This is a genomic window from Oscillospiraceae bacterium (assembly GCA_025758045.1).
GTDB lineage: Bacteria > Bacillota > Clostridia > Oscillospirales > Ruminococcaceae > Gemmiger.
Genome location: CP107208.1, coordinates 1,824,662 through 1,845,665 on the forward strand (window position 1 = coordinate 1,824,662; position 21,004 = coordinate 1,845,665).

Sequence of the window (21,004 nt, forward strand, 5' to 3'; positions counted from 1 at the left end):
CCTAAAACATGATTACTTAGTATTCATACTATCATATTTAGTCCGGGTTTTCAACACAGGAATGATTTCCGTGTTGAAACTTGTCGAAAATTTGGCACTTTGTCAAGTTTCAAGCGTAGCTTGACACGATATTTTGCCGAATTTGCTTGCCACAGGGCGCATTGTGCTTTATAATATTAAGTAAGTATACATATGTTTGTGGCTGGGGAGGATCTCTATGGCTACCATCGACATTAACCAATACATCGAGCAGAGCGGCATGCGCAAGGCGCGGTTTGGCGGATACGAGCCGGACGACGTGCGTCAGGCCATGCTGGACCTGTGCAGCGATTACGAACAACGGCTGAACACCGCTGCCCAGCAGGTGCGCGGCGCCCAGCAGGAGGCTGAGGCTCTGCGCCGCCGCTGCCAGACGCTCATTGGCCAGAACCAGAATTTGGCCACGCAGAATGCCTCGCTGGCGGGTAAGGCCGACCGCATTGCCCGGATGCAGAGCGATATGGAGACGCGCTACTCCAAAGTGCAGGAGCGCAACCACTCGCTGACTGACCAGGTGGCGATGCTGCGCCTGAAAAACACCGATCTGGAACTGAAAAATAAAGAGCTGACCGAGCGGGCCGAGAACGCCGATGCTGCCCTGCGCATCAAAGGGCGGGAGCATGACCAGGCCAAACAGCAGGTGTTGGCCGAGCGGGATTCCGTGGTGGCCGGGGCGCAGAAAGAAGCCGCCCGCATCCGCAGCCAGGCCCGGGAGGAAGCCGACCAACTGCTGAAGGACACCAACCTGAAAGCCGAGGCTATCGACCAGCTGGCCCGGGAGCAGGCTATCGGTCAGGCCCGCAAGATGGTGCAGGCCGCTACCGAGGAGACCCGCGAAATTCAAAACGCACACCGCCTGCGCCTGCAAGATCTGCAAAGCCGTATCGACGCCATGGAGCAGCAGCGTGCCAAACTGATGGATTTCCTGGCAAAGATGATTGCAGAACTGCAGGAGACCCAGGACTACGCCCAGCAAAACACCCCGCAACCACTGGAAAATAAGGAGACGACCGAGCCTTCGGCTGAGCCGCAGCTGGATCTGTCGCCCACGGCAGTGGATGCCGCTGCCAGCGCCCTGCGCACCGAGGATACCAACGACGCGCAGCCTGCCCCGGCCCCCGCGGAGCTGACCGACGAGGACGGCCAGCCCCGCAACTGCGTGGTGGCTCCGGGATGGAATGACCACGCCAACGATACCCGCGTGGCCCGCCCGGTACCCGACGGCCCCGAAAAACAACCGCAGCCGGAATATTTCGATACCACCCCCACCGCTAACGAGCTGCACACCCTGCAGACCCCGCCGACCGAAGCCGCCGCCAAGCCGAAGGAAGAGGTAGAAATTCCGGGCGCCATTTTCTCTTACCCCATCCTGCGCCAGAAGGGGGAGCCGATTTTGGACGAGGAACCGCCGGTGCGCGGGCCCCACACCCCGCTGCTGCCGAACCTGGACACCGACGCGGACGAGGAAGACGACGACCCCCTCACCGCCCCCGCAGCCCCGGCGCAGCCCGCCCCCCAGCCTGCTGCCCCGGTGGCTGGCACCCCGGCCAAGGTGACGGCCAGCGGCCCGCGCCGCAAAAAGGCTGTAGCCGCCCTGCGTGCCTTGCGCCGCAAGCTGGGGGAAGGATAAAGCCTGAAACAAACCGCACAATTCCCGCCCCGCACGTTTGGAATTGTGCGGTTTTGCCGAAATAAGACAGGAGGCTTTCTGTGAAGAGCCATACATATTGGGTGTCGGCGCTGCTGGTGCTGGCGCTCGCCCTCTGGTGCACCCTAGGCGTCTCGGCCGAGGATACGACCACCACTGCCTCCGGCACGGCGGGCAGCTTCCAGCTGGAGCAGGTCTACGTCAATGCGCCGGAGCTGGACGTCTACTTTTATGCCACCGACGCCAACGGGGAATCTTACAGCCCTATCGTCGTGCAGGCGCAGGGGGTGGAGGCCACCCTTGGTGACCGCAAGCTGGACACCGGCATGATCGGCGTGGCCGAGGACCCTATCTGCTACATCATCGCGCTGGACAACAGTACCTCCATCGACGCCGAGGATTTCCACAAGATGCGCACGGCCATCTGGAAGCTGGCCCAGACCAAGCAGGATAAGGACCAGATCATGGTCTACACGCTGGCGGGCGGCGCACAATGTGCCCTGCCTGCCACCAACGATAAGGCGGAAATTTTTAATACGCTGCGCACCATCGGCCAAAGCGAGGGTGCCATCGATCTGACCGGAACGGTGACCATGCTGGCGGCGGACATCCAGACCGAGTACCAATCCTTAGCGCCCCGCAAGGTGGCGTTTGTCTGCACCGATGCCGCCCAGATCATGACCAATCTGGCCCTGCTGGGCGGCACGCTGGGTACCGACCAGAGCAACTTAAACATGGCAATGTACACTTTCATCTGCACTGCCGCGCCCGACCAGCTGGAATCCACGACCCAAATGTCCGGCGGCAAGGTCATCGCCTGCCGCCACGCCGACCTGGCCGCCGAAATGCAGGCCAAGCAGACAAAGTTTGCCCAGGCTTTGACCCTGCGCACCGAGGTGCCGGACAGCCTGACCGGCGAGCGGCAGGAGATATTTACCCTGTCGGTGCCCAAGTTGGGCAGCGCCGTGAAAAGCAGCACCACCGTGTACATGGGCTTTAAAATGGAGAAGCCCCAGGTCACCAAGGTGGAGCCGCTGGGCCGCACCAAACTGCGCCTGACCTTCAACCAGGCAGTCAATGCCAACGCCGACCGCCCCCAGTATTACCGCGTTTACACCAACGATGTGTGGGGCTGGTACGTCAAAATTGAATCGGTGCAGCTGAGCGAGGACGGACGCGCCGCCGTGCTGACCACCGAACCACTCTATCAGGGCCGCTACAACGTCACCTTAAATAAGGTGGCCAGCCGCATGACACCCGCTAACGTCAGCGCCCGCCAGCAAAGCTGCAGCTTTATGATTGCCCGCTGGCCCCGGGACCGGGCGTTCTACATGGGGCGGTTCAGCATGCCGCTGACCATCGCCGTGGTGCTGCTGGGGGCGCTGGCCCTCAACTGGCTGGTGCTGCGCCGCAGGGAGCGTGTCTCGGAGCAGACCGCCGAAGCGGAGCACCTGCTGGCGGGTGCCGACAGCCTGGACGGCACCGGCGCACTGCCCAAGCGTTGGGTGACACTGTTCTGGGCTGCGCGCGGCTCCATTGCCGAGAGCCGCTGGGCGGGCATTGTGGAAAGCAGCCTGATCTTGGGCAGCGACGCCGCCCAGTGCGACCTCTGCCTGCCGGACAGCCGCATCCGCCCCCAGCACGCCGTGCTGGCCGTGCGGGGCGAAGCCCTGCTGGTGCAGCCCCTTGGCCCTGATACGACGGTGTTTGTCAACGGTGAGAAGATCGCCGGGGAACACTGTTTGCAGAATAACGATACCCTGCGTCTGGGACGCACGACGATACGCCTGGTGCTGTGAGCGGAGGAAACAAAATGAAACTGACCAAATGTGCCAGCGGCCATTTCTATGACGCTGATAAATACCCTGAGTGCCCCTACTGCAATACCGGCCTGCAGACCGATTCTTCCATCGTGCGCAGCGGCGCAGCGGAAGAAAGCCCGGAAGAGACCCCGGTAGAACCGGCTGTTCCGGCGGCTGCCCCCGCCGGCCCTGTGGCCGGCTGGCTGGTGGTGCTGGATGGTGAAGCCAAAGGCCGCGACCTGCGCCTTGGCGTGGGTCGGACCTTTTTGGGACTGGACAAGGATGGCACGCCCGTCACCTTAAGTGCCGATGCCCCCCTGAGCCTGCGCCAGGCTGTGCTTGTCTACGACGGCGAAGCCAAGACCTACACGCTGTTGCCCGGTTCCTCCCAGGAATTGTGCTACCTGGGCGACACGGCGCTGCTGGAGCCGCAGGAGCTGGCAGGGGAGGAGACCCTGCGCCTGGGCACTGCCACGCTGAAATTTGTGCCCTTCTGCGGCCCGGATTTCAGCTGGTAAGGGGGTGGCAGCGTGGCAAGTGAGATCGTATTTTTAATTACCGAGCAGCGCAACAAACAGCGCATCACCCTGCCTGCGGGCAGTTACCGCTTTGGCCGCAGTGCTCAGTGTGAATATGTGCTGCGCCGCAACAACGTGGGCGAGGTGCAGTTCGTGGTGGCCTGCACCAAGGACGGCTGGACCGTGACCGATTCCTCCACCGAGTGCGCGACCTGGTACGACAACCGCTACCTGAACCAGGGCGAGACCTGCCCCCTGCAGGAGGGTGACGTGCTGGGCCTGAACACCGACGGCAATGCGTCTACGCAGGAAATCACGTTTAGAGTTGAGGAAATTCGCACAGCCCAAAGCGGCGAGACCGGCCTGCGGCAGGAGCAGACTGACAACGCCGTCCTGCGGGAGGTGGACGTCCGCCGCAAAAAGCGGGTGCTCATCGGCCGTGGCGATGACTGCGACATCAAGCTTGTCAGCGACCGCGTATCCCGCCATCACTGCGAAATTTTGTACAAGGACGGCCACTACGAGCTGCGCGATTTGGGCTCCACCAACGGCACCTATGTGGACGGTGCCCGCGTGACCGGCACAGTGCTGCGCAGCGGTGCGGTCATCAACGTGCCTACGCAGGTATTTGCTTTTTCCGGCGGGCTGCTGCATTACCATGAGCATAAAAGCGGCATCAGCGTGCAGCTGCTCAATGTGTATAAAACCGTCAAAAACCGCAACACCGGCAAGCCGCTGAACATCGTGGACGGCACCAGCTTTGAAATCGAGCCCAACAGCTTTGTGGTGCTGGTGGGCGGCTCCGGCACAGGAAAGTCCAGCCTGCTTACCTGCATCACCGGCACTGCGCCCTGCACCAAGGGCAGCGTGCGGTTCGACGGCCTGGACACCGCCGATAACCGTAACGCTTTTGAGGCCGTGCTGGGCTACGTGCCGCAGAAGGACATCATGCACGATAACCTGACCGTGGAGCAGAGCTTGACCTTTACGGCCAAGCTGCGCATCGCCCACGACGCCACCAGGGCCGAGATCAACGCCGCCGTGGCCCATGCGATTGAAGCTGTGGACCTGACCGGGCGGGAAAAAACGCTGATCTCCCAGCTTTCCGGCGGGCAGAAAAAGCGTGTCTCCATCGCCATGGAACTGCTGGCCAATCCCCGGCTGCTGATTCTGGACGAGCCCACCAGCGGCCTTTCGCCGGACCTTGACCGCAGCATGATGGAGCTGTGCCGCAAGCTCAGCCACCAAAACTGCACGGTGCTGATGGTCACCCACAATATGTCCAACATCAACCTGTGCGATAAAATTGCCTTTTTGGGTGTGGGCGGCGTGCTGTGCTACTACGGCGCACCGGAAAAACTGCACCGCTACTTTGATGTGGAGCTGACCAGCGACATTTTTGAAAAACTGCGGGTGCCCGAGCTCATCGAGCAGTACCGCCAGCAATACTTTACCACGCCGGAGTTCAACCGCCTGGTGGCGGCCTGGCCCGAGGCAGCGCAGGAGGCGGATAAGCGATGCAGCCAATAAAATTGATGAAATTCTGGCGCCAGTTCACGGTGCTGGTGCAGCGCAATCTGCGCCTGATCTTAAATGATAAGCTCACGATGGCCAGCCTGATCTTGCAGGCGCCGTTCATGGTGTTGGTCATTAAAATGGTGGTCGACCCGGATTGCTTTACCTCCAACCTTATTAACATCGGCAGCCGCACGGCGCTGTTCATTATCAGCGCCATGGCCGCCTTTATGGGCACGCTGAACTCCTACCGCGAAATTTGTAAGGAGCGGGAGATCATCCTGCGGGAAGCTTCGGTAGGCGTTAGCCTGCTGGCGGTGGTGCTGAGCAAGGCCTTCGTGCTGCTGCTTATCGAGGACGTCCAGGCCGCCATTTTAACCTTCGGTTTTGTGCGCATCGTGAACATCCCGCAGAACCACCTGCTGCTGGATACCGATGTGGAGATTTTTGTCTCGATCCTGCTCATGCTGGTGGCGTCCAGCGCTATCGGCCTGTTGATCTCCGCCATCTTCAAAAGCGGTGAGAGCGCGATTTTGGTCGTGCTGGTGCTGATGATCGGGCAGGTGGTGTTCAGCGGCATTATGTTCACGCTGACCGGGGTGGCCGCCCGGATCGCGGCGGTCGTCGTCTGCCGCTGGGGCATGGGCGCGCTGGGGGCCTCCACCGACCTGAACAGCCGCCTGGCTTGGCTGAAGCAGGGCTTCGACAGCCCTATGTACGATGCCACGGTAGCCAACCTGATGCACTCCTGGCAGATGATGGGGCTTATCACGGTGGTATGCCTCATCGCCGCCTGGCTGGTGCTGCAGATTTCGTTTAACCGGAGGAAAGCATAGTTGAGTTTGTAGGGGCGGATGCTTGTATTCGCCCGCGAGACCGCTTGGCAGCCACAACAAGGGCTGCCAGCCAGCATGGCTGGCCTGCTCGTTCGGATCAAAGCCCCACTGGGGCTTTGATCGCTGCGCGACCTCGCAATACAGGCATCGACCCCTACATGTGCACAAAAATAACGCCCCTGTCCATTGGACGGGGGCGCTGCTTGTATGTTTTACTTTTTATCCGGCGGGAACTCTCCCTGGTGTTCGGCCTCCAGGCGGCTCAGGCGGGCTTCCAGTTGGGAGATGCGCTGGTTGACAATATCCGGCAGATCCTGCTGGTCCAGATCGTCCGACGGGCAGCATTTCTCGTTGCGCATGCGCACTACCTCGGCAGGCACGCCCACGGCGGTGCAGTTGGCGGGCAGGTTTTTCAGCACCACACTGCCGGCGCCCACGCGCACGTTATCGCCGATATATACAGGCCCCAGCACCTTGGTGCCTGCGCCGATCAGCACGTTATTGCCTAAGGTCGGGTGGCGCTTGCCGGTGTCCTTGCCGGTGCCGCCCAGGGTCACGCCGTGGTAGATCGTGCAGTTGTCACCGATCTCGGTGGTCTCGCCAAACACGATGCCCATGCCGTGGTCGATAAACAGCTTGCGGCCGATCTTCGCGCCGGGGTGGATCTCGATGCCTGTTAAATGCCGGGCCAGCTGGCTGACGAACCGCGCCAAAAAGAAACACTTGTGGTTATACAAAAAATGTGCGATCTTATGTGTAACCAGTACGTGGAAACCGGGGTACAGAATGATGACCTCGGCCACATTGCGCGCGGCGGGGTCCTTATCCCGGATATTTTTGGCGTCTTCCCAAAGGCCCATGATGTTTCCCTCTGTTTCTTATTGCATACCATATTGTGCTAATATAAAAACACGATTCTATAGTAAAGTTTAGTATACATAATAGCACAATCGCGGATAAAAGGCAATGCCGGGCGGTTTTGCGGTACATTTTGTCAAAATGTCCAAAAGTTGCCCCAAAACTCTATAAAATCCCTAACTGCCCAAAAACCCCCATTGCATTGACACCACCGCCGGGGCATGGTACAATAAGTAAAATTTATGTAATACGTGGGGAAGGAGTACGTCTGCATGTTGATGAGCAGTTTTGCAAACTTTAAGATTAACGGCGCAGCGTCCTTTCCCGCCGCTGTGCATGGTGTGACTTTTTGACTTTTCCCATTTTTGGGAAAAGTTTTTTTTTGCCCAAATACACACCCAGGGAGGTATAACATGCTGATCCGCAACGCAAAAGACACCGCCGGCAAACCCATCGAGGTATGGCTGCGCGGCGACAAGATCGCAGCCATCGGCCAGGGCCTTGTGGTGCCCGAGGGTGAGGATGTGCTGGATGCCAAAGGCCGCACCATCCTGCCCGCTTTCATCGATACCCACTGCCACTGGCGCACCCCAGGCTTTGAATATAAAGAGGACATCGCCACCGGCTCGGCGGCCGCAGCGGCAGGCGGTTACACCTTTGTGAACCTGATGCCCAACACCAAGCCCGTCTGCTCCACGCCGGAGATCGCCCACGCGGTGGAGGCCGAGGCCAAGCGCATCGGCCTGTGCGATGCCAACCAGACCGTCTCCATCACCAGGGACTTTGACGGTAAGAGCATCGACCATCTGCTTACCCTGCCGGAGGACATCAAGTTCATCACCGAGGACGGCAACGGCGTGATGAACAATGCCGTTATGGCGCGGGTCTTTGCCATCGCCACCGAGCGCGGCCTGACCGTCATGTCCCACGCCGAGGACCGGGAGATCAGCCCCTGGGACTACCGCCTGGCCGAGAATATCGAGACCGTGCGCAACTGCCACCTGGCCGAGTACTACGGCACCCGCCTGCACATGTGCCACGTCTCCACCAAGGAATCCATCGACGCTATCCGCATGAGCCGCCTGAAAGGCGCCCGTGTCAGCTGCGAGGTCACGCCCCATCACCTCTGGTTCGATGACAGCCGCCTGCAGTACAAGGTCAACCCGCCCATCCGTAAGGCCGATGATGTCACCGCCCTGATCGAAGCCATCAGGGACGGCACCGTGACCTGCATCGGCACCGACCACGCACCCCATACCGCCGAGGAAAAGGAAAAGGGAGCCGCCGGTATGGTGGGCCTGGAGACAGCCTTCGGCGTATGCTACACCAAGCTTTGCCGCGAGCAGCGCCTGCCGCTGGAACTGCTGAGCTTTTTGATGAGCGCCGGCCCCGCCGCCGTGCTGGGCCTGGCCGACCACAAGGGTATGCTGGCCCCCGGTTACGACGCCGATGTCGTGCTGGTGGACCTGGACCACATGTACGAGGTGAGCGCCGAGGACCTCCACAGCAAGAGTAAGAACTGCCCCTACGATGGCACCCTGCTGTACGGCAAGGTCGTCACCACCATCAAGGGTGGCAAGGTCACGTTCCAAATCGAAGAGTAAGCAATCTACATTATATAAACGGGGGAGCACACAATGTTGACGAACATGGATAAACTGTACGAGAGCGTAGCTGCCAACGGCCCGGTCTGCGTCGGCCTGGATACCGAGATCGGCTACCTGCCCACCACCGACACCGCCAAGACCGCCGGCGAGAACGTGCTGGACTTCAACCGCGCGCTGATCGCCGCCACCAAGGGCGTGGCAGGCTGCTACAAGGTGCAGATCGCCTACTACGAGTCCCTGGGCCTGGACGGCATGCGCACCTACGCCGAGACCCTCAAACTGGCCCGCGCCACCGGCCTGCCGGTCATTGCCGACATCAAGCGCGGCGACATTGCCAAGACCGCCGAAATGTACGCCAAGGCTCACTTCACCGGCGACTTCGAGGCCGACATCATCACGCTGGCCCCCTACATGGGCCTCGACTCCATCAGCCCCTACCTGCCGTACTGCGAGCAGCAGGGCAAGGGCGTGTTCGTTTTGTGCCGCACCTCCAACCCCGGCGCCAAAGATTTTGAGTACAAAAAGCTGGACGACGGCCGCCATGTCTACGACCTGGTGGGCGACAGCCTGACCGCCCTGGGCAAGGACTACATGGGCGAGCACGGCTACTCCAGCATCGGCCTGGTCATCGGCGGCACCCATACCGAGGAAGCCACCGCCATCCGCGCCGCTTACAAAAACACCTTCTTCCTGATCCCCGGCTACGGTGCCCAGGGCGGCAAGGCTGCCGACATCGCCCAGTACCTGACCCAGGGCAACGGCGGCGTGGTCAACTCCAGCCGCGGCATTCTGCTGGCCTACAAGAAACAGCCCGGCGTAGCCTTTGACGAGGCCGCCTACAACGAGTGCGTGCGCATGCGGGAGGACATTCAGGGTGAGTGCAATAAGCTGTAATCTGACGGTGCTGCAACAAGAAACGGTTGCACCCGATATCCGCCGCCTGACGGTGCAGTGGCAGGACCCCCGCCACGAGCCCCACGCAGGCCAGTTCTACATGCTGCGGGCCTGGGCCGCCGACGCTACGCCGATCCTGTCCCGCCCCATCAGTGTGAATGACTTTGACAACCAGACCGGCGCGCTGACCTTTTTGTATCAGCTCAAAGGCGAGGGTACGCACAAAATTGCCGCCCTGCAGCCCGGTCAGACGCTGACCGTCACCGGCCCCTGCGGCAACGGCTTTGACGCCGCCGCGTTGGCAGGCAAGTATCAGCGCATCGCCGTGGTGGGCGGCGGCATCGGCACCGCGCCGCTGCTGCTGCTCTGCAAGCAGCTCTGCCGGGCAGGCGTGCGGCCGGACGTGTACGTCGGCTTCCGCGATACCAGCTACGGCATGGACAGGTTCGTGCCCTGGTGCCACGATGTTTTTGTAGCCACCGATTCCGGCAATGAGGGTCATCACGGCCTTGTGACTGACCTGCTGGACGCGAAAAACTACGACATCGTGCTGACCTGCGGCCCTATGGTGATGATGCGCGGCGTGGCCAAGCTCTGCGCTGCCGCTAATGTGCCCTGCCTGGCCAGCCTTGAAAAAAAGATGGCCTGCGGTTTGGGCGCCTGCCTGGGCTGCACCTGCCACACGAAAATCGGCCCTGTTACCGTCTGCAAGGACGGCCCGGTATTCAACGCACAGGAGGTGTTTGACTGATGGCAGACCTGCATGTTGATTTCCTCGGCAAGCGGCTGGCCGGCCCGGTCGTCGCCGCCTCCGGCACCTTCGGCTTCGGCCCGGAGTATGCCGACATCGAGGACCTGCGCCTGCTGGGCGGCATCTCCGGCAAGGGCCTGACCCTGAACGGTCAGCCCGGCAACGAGGGCGAGCGCCTGTACGAGACGCCCTCCGGCCTGATGAACTCCATCGGCCTGCAGAACCCCGGTGTGCAGCATTTCATCGACCACGAACTGCCCGCTATGCGCCAGTGCGGCACCACCGTCTGGGCCAATCTGGGCGGCCATACCATTGAGGAAAACATCGAGGGCGTGGCCATGCTCTGCGCCGCCGGTGTGGATTTTATCGAGCTGAATATCAGCTGCCCCAACGTCAAGCAGGGCGGTCTTGCCTTCGGTATCCGCGCGGCCGACGCCAGCGAGGTGGTCAGCGCGGTGCGCAAGGTCTGCACCGTGCCGCTGATCGTCAAGCTCAGCCCCCAGGCCGAAAGCATCCCTGAGATGTGCAAGGCGGTCGAGGCCGCCGGTGCCGATGCCATCAGCCTGTGCAATACCTTCCAGGCCTGCGCCATTGATCTGGAAAAGCGCCGCCCGGTGTTCAACAACACCTTCGCGGGCCTGTCCGGCCCGGCGGTGCGGCCCATCGCCCTGCGCATGGTGTGGCAGGCTGTGGGTGCTGTCAGCATCCCCGTGGTGGGGCTGGGCGGCATCCTGACCGGCCGCGATGCGCTGGAGTTCATCATGGCCGGTGCCGCGGCTGTACAGGTGGGTACGGCGAATTTCCTGGACCCGAAAGCCTGCACCCGCATCACCGCCGAGATCGCCCAGTGGATGGACGCACACGGCGTCAAGACGCTGGATGAGATCAGAGGGTGCGCGAGAGGGTAAGGGAAAGTAAGAACCTCGCTGTAGGGGTCGATGCTCGCATTCGCCCCTACAATATCGTGGTATCCCCATCGTGCCATACAAAATAAATATACAACCGTATTGCAAAAATATACATAATATGCTACAATAAGCTAAAAATTATACAGGAGGAAAGTATCATGGCAAGAGAAGCACTGGAAGTTTTAAAGGAATGTGAGGCATTTTTGGAAGGGCACTTCCTGCTGTCGTCCGGCCGCCATTCCGGCGCATATTGCCAGATGGCATTCCTGCAGCAGTATCCCGATAAGGCTGCCGAGGTCATGGCCCCGGTCGCCGAGAAGCTGAAGGAGCTGAATGTCGACGTTGTGGTCGGCCCTGCCATGGGCGGCATTGTCTACGCTTACGAGCTGGGCCGCCAGCTGGGCAAGCGCGCCATCTTCACCGAGCGTGTGGATAACGTCATGACCCTGAAGCGGTTCCGCATCCATCCCGGTGAGCGCTGCATCATCGCCGAGGACGTGGTTACCACCGGCGTCTCCAGCCTGGAGACCAAGCGCGTCATCGAGGAGGCCGGCGGCGTCTGCCTGGGCATCGCCTGCGTGGTCGACCGTACCCGCGCCGAGGCTCCGTCCCCGATCCCCATCGTGGCCAGCGCCCTCAAGCTGGATCTGCCCAACTACGCCCCTGAAGAATGCCCCATCTGCAAGGAGGGCAAGCTGCCCCTGGTACACCTGGGCAGCCGCAAAATGAAAGAGCAGGCAAAGCAGACGCTGTAAAAAAGAGAGGCTAATTATGCAGGCATATCTGATATTGGCAAACGGCCGGGTGTTCCGCGGCGTCAGCGTGGGCTGCCCCGGCACCACCATCGGCGAGGTAGTCTTCGCCACCGGTATGGTCGGCTTTGAGGAGACCCTTACCGACCCCAGCTACTACGGCCAGATCATCACCCAGACCTACCCCCTCATCGGCAACTACGGCATGAACAGCCAGGATGTCGAGAGCAGCAAGATTTGGGCCAAGGGTTACATCGTGCGCGAAGCATGCAAGACTCCCTCCAACTTCCGCAGCGAGAAAACGCTGGATACTTTCTTAAAAGAAAACGGCATCATTGGCATTGAGGGCATCGATACCCGCAGCTTGACCCGCACCCTGCGGGAAAGCGGCGTTATGAACGGTGCTATCACCACCGAGTTCGACCCCGATGCCGAGCCGGAGAAGAAAGCCGCCCTGCTGCCTCAGATCGCCGCCTACGCGGTGGTCGACGCGGTTAAGACCGTTACTTGCCGGGAGGCCAAGACCTACGAACCCACCGAGGCAGGGGAGTGGGGTGATACCCCGCTGCATGTGGCCCTGCTGGACCTGGGCTGCAAAAATAACATCGTGCGCTGCCTGCAAAAGCGCGGCTGCCGCGTGACCGTGCTGCCTGGCACCACCACCGCCGCCCAGCTGGCCGAGCTGCACCCGGACGGCCTGATGCTCTCCAACGGCCCCGGCGACCCGGCCGAGAATGTGGAGATCATCGCCAACATCCGCAAAATGCTCTCCACCGGCATCCCCACCTTCGGCATCTGCCTGGGCCACCAGCTCACCGCCCTGGCTGCCGGTGCCCACACCTGCAAGCTGAAGTACGGCCACCGCGGCGCGAACCAGCCTGTTACCCATGCCGGCAAAGCCCGCACCTTCATCACCAGCCAGAACCACGGTTACGCCGTGGAAAGCGAGACCCTGCCCGCCGATGTGGGACAGGTCAGCTATGTGAATGCCAACGACGGCACCTGCGAGGGCGTGGACTACTTCCAGTGGAACTGCTTCACCGTCCAGTTCCACCCCGAAGCCAACGGCGGCCCCAAGGATACCGAATTTCTGTTTGATGAATTTGTCAGCCGTATGCTGGCAGCGAAAGGAGTGATCGCCGATGCCTAAGGACCCGCGTATCAAAAAGGTGCTGGTCATCGGTTCCGGCCCCATCATCATCGGCCAGGCGGCGGAGTTTGACTATTCCGGCACCCAGGCCTGCCGTGCCCTGAAATCCGAGGGTGTCGAGACCGTGCTGGTCAACTCGAACCCCGCTACCATCATGACCGACCCCGACATTGCCGATCATGTCTATATCGAGCCGCTGACCGCCGAGGTCGTGGAGCGCATCATCGAAAAGGAAAAGCCTGATGCCATCCTGCCCAACCTGGGCGGCCAGATGGGCCTGAACCTCAGCATGGAACTGGCCCGCAACGGCTTTTTGGACCGCAGCGGCGTGCGTCTGCTGGCCTGCAAGCCCGATACCATCGACCGCGCCGAGGATCGCCAGCTGTTCAAGGATACGATGGAAAAGCTGCACCAGCCCATCATCCCCTCCAAGGTCGTAGAGGACCTGGACGACGCGCTGGACTTTGCCGAGGTCATCGGCTACCCCGTCATCGTGCGCCCCGCCTTTACCATGGGCGGCACCGGCGGCGGCATCTGCGAGGACCGGGAAAAACTGCATGAGATCGCCACTAACGGCCTGCGTCTTTCCCCCATTCACCAGATTCTGGTGGAAAAGTGCATCTCCGGCTGGAAGGAGATCGAGTACGAGGTCATGCGTGACTCCAAGGGCAACGTCATCACCGTCTGCAACATGGAGAACCTGGACCCCGTCGGCATCCACACCGGCGACTCCATCGTCGTGGCCCCCAGCCAGACCCTCTCCGATAAAGAGTACCAGATGCTGCGTACCGCTGCGCTGGATATTATTACCGAGCTGGGTATCGAGGGCGGCTGCAACTGCCAGTTTGCCTTAAAGCCCGACAGCTTTGAGTACGCCGTCATCGAGGTCAACCCCCGTGTGTCCCGTTCCTCGGCGCTGGCATCCAAGGCCACCGGCTATCCCATTGCCAAGGTGGCTACCAAGATCGCCCTGGGATACACCCTGGACGAGATCACCAACGATGTTACCGGCGAGACCTGCGCCTGCTTTGAGCCCGCGCTGGACTATGTCGTCGTCAAATACCCGAAGTGGCCCTTTGATAAGTTCGTCTATGCTGATAAGTCCCTGGGCACCCAGATGATGGCGACCGGCGAGGTCATGGCCATCGGCAACAACTTCGAGCACGCCATGATGAAGGCAGTCTCCTCCACCGAGCTGGGCCTGGACACCCTGACCCTGCCCGACTTCGAGAAGCTCTCCACCGAGGAAGTTATCGAGCATCTGCACGTGCAGGATTCCGAGCGCGCTTTCTGCGTCTACGAGGCCCTCAAGCGCGGCGTGCCCCACGAGACTATCTACGACATCACCAAGATCGACTGGTGGTTCCTGGATAAGATGCAGCATTTGGCTGACATCGAGATGGGCCTGAAAAACGGCGAACTGACGACTGAAAAGTACCTGAGCGCCAAGAAGTTCGGTTTCCTGGATAAGACCATCAAGCGCCTGGCCGGTGTGGACACCCTGCCCGAACACCCCGCTGCAGCGTTCAAGATGGTCGATACCTGCGCTGCGGAATTTGCCGCCAAGACGCCCTATTTCTACTCCACCTTCGACGAGGACAACGAAGCCAAGCAGTTTATTGCTGAGCGCAGCGACCCAAAAAAGAAGAAGGTGCTGGTCTTTGGCTCCGGCCCCATCCGTATCGGCCAGGGCATTGAGTTTGACTACTGCTCGGTCCACGCCGTCTGGACGCTGAAAAACCACGGCTGTGAGGCAGTACTGGTCAACAACAACCCCGAGACCGTTTCCACCGATTTTGACACCGGCGACCGCCTCTACTTTGACCCGCTGAACCCCGAGAGCGTCGACCAGATCATTGAGACCGAGAAGCCGGACGGCTGCCTGGTGCAGTTCGGCGGCCAGACCGCCATCAAGCTTGCCAAGCATATGGACGAGATCGGCCTGCCTATCCTGGGCACCCCGGCGGACGCCATCGACGAGGCCGAGGACCGCGAACGCTTTGATGAACTGCTGGAGCGCTGCGGCATCCCCCGCCCCGAGGGCCGCACCGTCTTTACGCTGGAAGAAGCCCTGCAGGCCGCGCAGGAAGTCGGCTACCCCGTACTGATGCGCCCCTCCTACGTGCTGGGCGGCCAGAACATGATCGTGGCCTACAACTCTGCCGACGTCACCGAGTACATGGGCGTTATCACCAAGCATGTGGACATGAGCCACCCGGTGCTGATGGATAAGTACATCCTGGGCACCGAGTGCGAGGTCGACGCTATCTGCGACGGCACCGATTACCTCGTGCCCGGTATCATGCAACAGGTCGAGCGCACCGGTGTACACTCCGGCGACTCCATCTGCGTCTACCCGCCCTACACCTTCAGCCAGAAGGTCATTGATACGCTGGTGGATTACACCGGCCGCTTTGCCCGCGAGCTGAAAGTCGTCGGCCTGGTCAACGTGCAGTACGCTGTGCAGAACGACCATGTCTATGTTATCGAGGTCAACCCCCGTTCCTCCCGTACCGTGCCCTACATCTCCAAAGTCACCGGTGTGCCGATGGTCGATCTGGCCGTGCGCTGCACTCTGGGCGAAAAGCTGAAGGATATGGGCTACGGCACCGGCCTGTGGCGTAACGGCAACAGCCCCTACTACGCTGTCAAGGTGCCCGTCTACAGCTTCCTGAAGCTGCACGGCGTGGACACCATGCTGGGCCCCGAGATGAAGTCCACCGGCGAGGTGCTGGGCATTGCCCCCACCTTCCACGAGGCCATGATGAAGGGCCTGGTGGCTGCCGGTTATCAGTTCAAGGTGCCCGGTCCCGGCTCCTGCTGCATCGTGTCCGTCAAGGACAGCGACAAGCCCGAAGCCGCCGAACTGGCCTGGAAGCTGCATGACTACGGCTACAAGATTTACGGCACCGCCGAGACGGCCCGCTATCTGAACAGCCAGATGATCCCCTGCAGTGTGGTGCGCCAGATGAGCGGCGCCCGCCCGAATATGATCGACCTGCTGGAAAGCGGCCTGGTGGATTACATCATCTCCACCAGCCCCCATGGCCGCGACCCGCACCGTGATTCGGTCAAGTTCCGCCGCAAGGCCACCGAGCTGTCCATCCCCTGCATCACCGCCATGGATACCGCCCGCGTGCTGGTGGACGCCCTGCGCGGCGACCATGACATCAGCCAGATGGAACTGGTGGACATCGCCCACCTCCACCGTGAAGCCGCCAAAGGGGAATAAAATAGATCCGCAAACCGCATCCGCAGGGGTGCGGTTTTTTGTGTTGCAGGAATGACCCCCTCTGGGAGGGGACTTCCGCGAAGCGGGTGGGGGGAGAGATCCTTCGATTTAGTAGGTGTTAATTTGTTTGTCTCTCCCTCAGTCACCTTCGGTGATCGCGCTCCCCCTCTGGCACTTCGTGCCACCTCCCCCCGTATCGGGGGAGTCTGTCTCGCAGAGGGAGCCGGAAAGAGCGGCAGGCTTTACAAAGATCCTTGCCTGCGCTATACTGAAATCAATACCACAAAGGGGGCTTACCCATGAATATCACCGAATTTGCTGCCTACGCAGGTGTGTCCAAGGCGGCGGTCAGCCGGTTTTTCAACGGCGGCTACCTCAGCGCCGAGAAAAAAGCCGCCATCGCCAAAGCGGTGGAGGAGACCGGCTACCGCCCCAGCATGCAGGCCCAGATGATGCGCACCCGCCGCACCAAACAGATCGGTGTCATCCTGCCCAAACTCAGCAGTGAAAGCTGTGCCCGCATGGTCGAGGGCATCAGCCGTGTGCTGGACGAGCAGGGCTACCAGCTGCTGCTGGTGAACACCGCCAACGACAACACCCGCGAGGTGCGGGCCATGGACATGCTGCGCCACGACGCGGTGGACGGCATTATTTTGATTGCGTCCATCTTTACGCCGGAGCACGAAGCTGTGCTGGAAAGCTTAAAAATTCCTGTGGTCATCCTGGGGCAGCAGCACCCCGGCTACAGCTGCGTGTATCACGATGATTTCGGTGCGGCCCGCGCCGCCACCGCCCGCATGTTGGAAAAAGGCCGCCGCCTGCCGGGCTTTTTGGGCGCTACCATGTTGGATAAGGCCGTAGGCCAGGCCCGCCGCGCCGGGTACGAAGCCGCCCTGCGGGATGCCGGCTTAATGCCCCGCGCCCAGCGCATCAGTGTGGCCAAGTTCAACATGGAGTCCGGCTACGAGCAGGCCCGCCAGCTGTTCGAGCGGGCGGGGGAGATCAACGCGCTGTTCTGCGCCACGGATACCATCGCCATCGGTGCCATCCAGTACTGCCGCAGCCAGGGCCTGCGTGTGCCCGAGGATGTGATGGTGGCCTCCGTCGGCGACAGCCGTGCGGGCCGGGTGGCCTATGTGCCGCTGACCAGTGCCCACCTGCATTACCGCACGGCAGGGGACAAGGCCGCCCGCCTGCTGCTGGACCAGCTGGCCGATCCCCACGCCCGCCCGCGGGAGCTGGAACTGGGCTGGGAGCTGAAATGCCGCGCTTCCACCGGTGACGAAAACGCCGATGAAAATATTTGGGCGCTGTAAAAAGATGTACCCCGTTTTTGTGCAAAGTACCAAATACCCATGTGAAACTGTGTGAAATCGATAACACATCCGAGCTAAATTGTGTCACTCGGCGAATAGAAATCTACCGCCCCATCAACTATAATATACTCGTCAGATGAAATTGATTTCACAGTCCTCTGCCTCACATCTTATAGAAGGAGCGATTTTCATGGATTACAAACACGCGGCACAACAGGTACTGGATGCCATCGGCGGCGCCTCCAACATCGTATCGGCAGCCCACTGCGCAACCCGCCTGCGCCTGGTCATTGCGGACAACGACAAGGTGGACAAAAAGGCCCTCGAGAACGCCGAGGGGGCCAAGGGCGTCTTTGAGGCCCAGGGTCAGCTGCAGATCATCTTCGGCACCGGCACGGTAAACAAAGTCTACGATGAGTTCACCGCTCTGGCCGGCATCGGCGCTGCTACCAAAGAGGAAGTCAAGCAGGCAGCCGCTGCCAAAGCCCCTTGGTACCAGCAGGCCATCAAGACACTGGGCGACATCTTCGTGCCCATCATCCCCGCCATCGTGGCCTCCGGCTTCCTGATGGGCATCATGGAAGCGCTGAACTTCATGGTCAACAACGGCTTCGTCAACATCGATACTTCCGGCTCCCTCTACGTGTTCGCCCAGCTGTTCTCCAACACGGCGTACACTTTCCTGCCCATCCTCATTGCCTTCTCCGCCGCGAAAGTCTTCGGCGGCAACCCGTTCCTGGGTGCGGTCATCGGCATGATCATGATCCACCCCAACCTGCAAAACGCCTGGACCGTTGCGTCCGAGGGCGTGCAGACCTACCAGCCGGTGTTCGGCGGGCTGTATTCCATCCCGCTGGTGGGCTATCAGGGCCATGTTATCCCGGTCATCATCGCTGTCTGGCTCATGTCCCAGATCGAAAAGCGGCTGCACAAGGTCGTGCCCGCCATGTTTGATCTGTTCGTCACCCCGCTGGTCTCGGTCTTTGTCACCGGCTACCTGACCCTGGCTGTCATCGGACCCATCTTCACCACTGTGGAGGACGGCATCATCAACGGCGTGCAGGCTCTGATCCAGCTGCCCTACGGCATTGGTTCCTTTGTTATGGGCGGTCTGTATGCCATCACCGTTGTGGCCGGTATCCACCACATGTACACCCTGATCGATGTCGGCCAGCTGGCTAAGTTCGGCTACACCTATTGGCTGCCCCTGGCCAGCGCTGCCAACGTGGCCCAGGGCGGTGCCGCTCTGGCCGTCGCCCTCAAGAGCAAGAACGCCAAGGTCAAGTCCATGGCCCTGCCCTCCGCACTGTCTGCCTGCATGGGCATCACCGAGCCCGCCATCTTCGGCGTCAACCTGCGCTACTTCAAGCCCTTTATCGGCGGCCTGGCGGGCGGTGCCTGCGGCGCGCTGTACGCCAGCATCGTGGGCCTGGGTGCCACCGGCACCGGCGTGACCGGCATCTTCGGTATCCTGCTGCACCTGCATATGCCGCTGCAGTACATCATCGCCATGCTCATTGCTTTCGGTGTCGCATTCGCTGTGACCTGGGTGATCTGGAAGCCGGAAGAAGAAAACGCATAAAAACAGCGAAAGGCCACCCTCAGGGAGGGGGTTCCGCCGGCAGGCGGTGGGGGAGAGAACCTGCGATTAGCAGCAGCTAAGGATATTGCCTCTCCCTCAGTCAGCTTCGCTGACAGCGCTCCCCCTCTGGCACTTCGTGCCACCTCCCCCGTATCGGGGGAGTCTGTCTCACAGAGGGAGCCTTTTATATAGAAAAGGAGCACCCCCATGAACGCCTTACAGCGTGACCTGAAAAAACTTGTTCCGCTGGTGGAATCTCTCGGCGCGGAAAGGGTCGAGAGCGACCCCCACCGCCAGCGCTTCCATGTGCAGCCCACCGTGGGCTGGCTCAATGATCCCAACGGCCTGTGCAGGATCGGCGATACTTACCACGTCTTCTACCAGTACGGCCCCTTCGATGCGACCGGCGGCGTTAAGCACTGGGGGCACGTTACCAGCCGCGACCTCATGCACTGGGAGCGCCAGCCCGTCATGCTTTACCCGGATGAACCCTTCGACTGCCACGGTGTCTACTCCGGTTCCGCCATCGTCGAGGACGGCACGATGTACCTGTACTACACCGGCAACGTCAAGCACCCCGGTGACTATGACTACATCAAGCAGGGCCGCGGGCATAACGTCTGCCTGGCCACCAGCCGGGACGGCATCCACCTGGACAGCAAGCAGTGCCTGCTTTATAATAAGGATTATCCAACCGGCCTGACCTGCCATGTGCGCGACCCCAAGGTGTTTGCCTGCGACGGCCGCTACTATATGGTGCTGGGTGCCCGCACGGTGGAGGACAGGGGCGAGGTCCTTGTCTGGGAGAGCGCCGACAAGCTCCACTGGACCTGCATCAACACCCTGACCACCCCGGAGCCTTTCGGCTTTATGTGGGAGTGCCCGGACCTGTTCGAGCTGGACGGCCGGTGGTTCCTGGCCGTGTCCCCCCAGGGCATCGAGTGCCAGAATGTCTACGGCTGCGGCTACTTCCCGGTTTATGGCGATTGGCGCGGTGCCTGCACGCTGGGCGAGTTCCGCCACGCGGACTTCGGCTTTGACTACTACGCTCCCCAAAGCTTTGCCGACGGCGGTCGCCGTGTGCAAATTGGCTGGATGGGCATGCCCGACGCCGACTACACCAACCCCGTCGACTTTGGCTGGCAGCACTGCCTGACGGTGCCCCGCCAGCTGACCCGCGACGGCGACCGCCTGCTGCAGAACCCCGTGGCCGAGCTGGCCGTCCTGCGCGGCGCCGCCCACGACCTGCCCGACGGTGAGACCGTTTCCGCCGCACCCTGTTTTGACCTGCTGGCTGCCCCGGCGGGGGACTTTACCCTCACGGTGGCTGACGGCGTGCAGTTGGCTTATTGCGAAGCCGAACGCAGCTGTACCCTCTACTTTACCAATGCCGCCATGGCCTATGGCCGCACCAGCCGTCATGTAGTGCTGAACGCGCCCTGCCGCCGCCTGCGGGTGGTGGGGGACGCCTCCTCGCTGGAAGTGTTCCTGAATGACGGCGCAGCGGTGCTGTCCACCCGCTATTACCCGGCCCCCGGCCCAGCAGCCCTGTGCCTGACGGGCTGCTGCGGTACGCTGTACGAAATCACGCTGTAA

General features: G+C 61.2%; 15 protein-coding genes and 1 pseudogene. 15 read left to right on the forward strand and 1 reads right to left on the reverse strand.

Going from position 1 to position 21,004, the window contains the following annotated elements; all coding sequences use genetic code 11:
- Nucleotides 1–217: 217 nt before the first annotated feature.
- The 5 genes from OGM81_08570 (at nt 218) to OGM81_08590 (ending at nt 6,358) form a co-directional block, all read left to right on the forward strand.
- Nucleotides 218–1,669 (forward strand): hypothetical protein, encoded by a 1,452-nt coding sequence (locus OGM81_08570; GenBank protein ID UYJ42399.1) that lies wholly within the window; start codon nt 218–220, stop codon nt 1,667–1,669.
- 80 nt (nt 1,670–1,749) lie between these two features.
- The gene (locus OGM81_08575; GenBank protein UYJ42400.1) at nt 1,750–3,486 is read left to right on the forward strand and encodes an FHA domain-containing protein; all 1,737 of its coding nucleotides are present in this window, start codon (nt 1,750–1,752) and stop codon (nt 3,484–3,486) included.
- A gap of 14 nt (nt 3,487–3,500) precedes the next feature.
- Nucleotides 3,501–4,007 carry a hypothetical protein gene (locus OGM81_08580; GenBank protein UYJ42401.1) on the forward strand — a complete coding sequence of 169 codons (507 nt, stop codon included), beginning with the start codon at nt 3,501–3,503 and terminating at the stop codon, nt 4,005–4,007.
- Nucleotides 4,008–4,019: 12 nt separating this feature from the next.
- The gene (locus OGM81_08585; protein UYJ42402.1) at nt 4,020–5,537 is read left to right on the forward strand and encodes an ATP-binding cassette domain-containing protein; all 1,518 of its coding nucleotides are present in this window, start codon (nt 4,020–4,022) and stop codon (nt 5,535–5,537) included.
- Nucleotides 5,525–6,358, forward strand: coding sequence for an ABC transporter permease (locus OGM81_08590; protein ID UYJ42403.1), 834 nt, complete (start codon nt 5,525–5,527; stop codon nt 6,356–6,358). Before OGM81_08585 ends, OGM81_08590 begins: the two co-directional genes overlap by 13 nt.
- Before the next feature lie 212 nt (nt 6,359–6,570).
- On the opposite strand, the gene cysE is transcribed toward OGM81_08590, so the two are convergent.
- Complete coding sequence (gene cysE, locus OGM81_08595; protein ID UYJ42404.1) at nt 6,571–7,218, reverse strand: serine O-acetyltransferase; 648 nt, start codon at nt 7,216–7,218, stop codon at nt 6,571–6,573.
- Nucleotides 7,219–7,629: 411 nt separating this feature from the next.
- Here cysE and OGM81_08600 point away from each other — a divergent pair, with 411 nt between their 5' ends.
- The 10 genes and pseudogenes from OGM81_08600 to OGM81_08645 all read left to right on the forward strand — a co-directional run bounded on the left by OGM81_08600 (nt 7,630) and on the right by OGM81_08645 (nt 21,004).
- Entirely contained in the window at nt 7,630–8,820 is a 1,191-nt protein-coding gene (locus OGM81_08600; protein ID UYJ42405.1) for a dihydroorotase, read from the forward strand.
- A 36-nt stretch (nt 8,821–8,856) separates the two neighbouring features.
- The gene (pyrF, locus tag OGM81_08605; protein UYJ44991.1) at nt 8,857–9,717 is read left to right on the forward strand and encodes an orotidine-5'-phosphate decarboxylase; all 861 of its coding nucleotides are present in this window, start codon (nt 8,857–8,859) and stop codon (nt 9,715–9,717) included.
- Entirely contained in the window at nt 9,698–10,468 is a 771-nt protein-coding gene (locus tag OGM81_08610; GenBank protein UYJ42406.1) for a dihydroorotate dehydrogenase electron transfer subunit, read from the forward strand. The genes pyrF and OGM81_08610 overlap by 20 nt, the downstream gene beginning before the upstream one ends.
- Nucleotides 10,468–11,376, forward strand: coding sequence for a dihydroorotate dehydrogenase (locus tag OGM81_08615; GenBank protein ID UYJ42407.1), 909 nt, complete (start codon nt 10,468–10,470; stop codon nt 11,374–11,376). Before OGM81_08610 ends, OGM81_08615 begins: the two co-directional genes overlap by 1 nt.
- Nucleotides 11,377–11,534: 158 nt before the next feature.
- Nucleotides 11,535–12,131 (forward strand): orotate phosphoribosyltransferase, encoded by a 597-nt coding sequence (gene pyrE / locus OGM81_08620; protein UYJ42408.1) that lies wholly within the window; start codon nt 11,535–11,537, stop codon nt 12,129–12,131.
- A gap of 16 nt (nt 12,132–12,147) precedes the next feature.
- Complete coding sequence (carA, locus tag OGM81_08625) at nt 12,148–13,278, forward strand: glutamine-hydrolyzing carbamoyl-phosphate synthase small subunit (GenBank protein ID UYJ42409.1); 1,131 nt, start codon at nt 12,148–12,150, stop codon at nt 13,276–13,278.
- Nucleotides 13,271–16,510 (forward strand): carbamoyl-phosphate synthase large subunit, encoded by a 3,240-nt coding sequence (carB, locus tag OGM81_08630; protein ID UYJ42410.1) that lies wholly within the window; start codon nt 13,271–13,273, stop codon nt 16,508–16,510. The genes carA and carB overlap by 8 nt, the downstream gene beginning before the upstream one ends.
- A gap of 299 nt (nt 16,511–16,809) precedes the next feature.
- Nucleotides 16,810–17,826 (forward strand): LacI family DNA-binding transcriptional regulator, encoded by a 1,017-nt coding sequence (locus OGM81_08635; protein ID UYJ42411.1) that lies wholly within the window; start codon nt 16,810–16,812, stop codon nt 17,824–17,826.
- A gap of 190 nt (nt 17,827–18,016) precedes the next feature.
- Nucleotides 18,017–19,381 (forward strand): annotated as a pseudogene (locus OGM81_08640) (PTS transporter subunit EIIC).
- Between the two features lie 234 nt (nt 19,382–19,615).
- Nucleotides 19,616–21,004: a glycoside hydrolase family 32 protein gene (locus OGM81_08645; protein UYJ42412.1), complete on the forward strand. Its 1,389-nt coding sequence runs from the start codon at nt 19,616–19,618 to the stop codon at nt 21,002–21,004.

Excerpts from the sequence above, each read along its gene's own strand:
- OGM81_08615 (UYJ42407.1), top strand. The coding sequence starts at position 10,468 with ATGGCAGACCTGCATGTTGATTTCCTCGGCAAGCGGCTGGCCGGCCCG.
- OGM81_08580 (UYJ42401.1), top strand. The coding sequence starts at position 3,501 with ATGAAACTGACCAAATGTGCCAGCGGCCATTTCTATGACGCTGATAAA.
- pyrE (UYJ42408.1), top strand. The coding sequence starts at position 11,535 with ATGGCAAGAGAAGCACTGGAAGTTTTAAAGGAATGTGAGGCATTTTTG.
- OGM81_08600 (UYJ42405.1), top strand. The coding sequence starts at position 7,630 with ATGCTGATCCGCAACGCAAAAGACACCGCCGGCAAACCCATCGAGGTA.
- carA (UYJ42409.1), top strand. The coding sequence starts at position 12,148 with ATGCAGGCATATCTGATATTGGCAAACGGCCGGGTGTTCCGCGGCGTC.
- carB (UYJ42410.1), top strand. The coding sequence starts at position 13,271 with ATGCCTAAGGACCCGCGTATCAAAAAGGTGCTGGTCATCGGTTCCGGC.
- OGM81_08590 (UYJ42403.1), top strand. The coding sequence starts at position 5,525 with ATGCAGCCAATAAAATTGATGAAATTCTGGCGCCAGTTCACGGTGCTG.
- OGM81_08635 (UYJ42411.1), top strand. The coding sequence starts at position 16,810 with ATGAATATCACCGAATTTGCTGCCTACGCAGGTGTGTCCAAGGCGGCG.
- OGM81_08645 (UYJ42412.1), top strand. The coding sequence starts at position 19,616 with ATGAACGCCTTACAGCGTGACCTGAAAAAACTTGTTCCGCTGGTGGAA.
- OGM81_08570 (UYJ42399.1), top strand. The coding sequence starts at position 218 with ATGGCTACCATCGACATTAACCAATACATCGAGCAGAGCGGCATGCGC.
- cysE (UYJ42404.1), bottom strand. The coding sequence starts at position 7,218 with ATGGGCCTTTGGGAAGACGCCAAAAATATCCGGGATAAGGACCCCGCC.